Below are 532 nucleotides of genomic sequence, written 5' to 3' on the forward strand. Positions count from 1 at the left end.
AGCGTTGTTCCCGTCATGTGCTTCCTGGCTTCGGACATTTCGGTGCCATCCGAATCAAAGCTGCACACCACCCGGTTGCGGCCCCTCTCTTTGGCCTGATACAGCGATGCATCGGCCTGTTTGAACAAACTCTCCAGGTCATGGCTGCCAACAGCCACGCCAAAACTGGCTGTAACCGGAATTTTGACATCACCGCAGGCGGTGACTGTACTTTCCAGACAGGATCTCAAGTCCTCGGCCACCTCCCTGGCCTGCTCTTTTTCCTTTACCAGCAGCAGCACACCGAACTCTTCTCCTCCCAGACGGGCACACAGGTCATCGCTGCGAAGGCAGACCTGGTGGGCATCCGCAATCGCCTTCAGCACCACGTCCCCGCAATGATGACCCCAGGTATCATTGATGTTCTTGAAGCTGAAGTTTCCCAATTTTTTGGAGCAATGAATATTAGAGCCGACTAATATGGCGGATAAATTAGTACTTGGTAATATTCTTGTTTATTTTGTTTCTTTCGCTTGAAAAACAATAGGTTATT

General features: G+C 50.6%; 1 protein-coding gene. It reads right to left on the reverse strand.

Translation table 11 applies throughout. From position 1 onward, the window contains the following. A partial coding sequence (locus ACOCD2_RS25815; protein WP_294032245.1) for a GGDEF domain-containing protein occupies nt 1–425 on the reverse strand: 425 nt, incomplete at its 3' end. Nucleotides 426–532: the final 107 nt, after the last annotated feature.

It is taken from the genome of Thiolapillus sp. (assembly GCF_048562965.1).
GTDB classification, from domain to species: Bacteria; Pseudomonadota; Gammaproteobacteria; order Chromatiales; family Chromatiaceae; genus Thiolapillus; species Thiolapillus brandeum_A.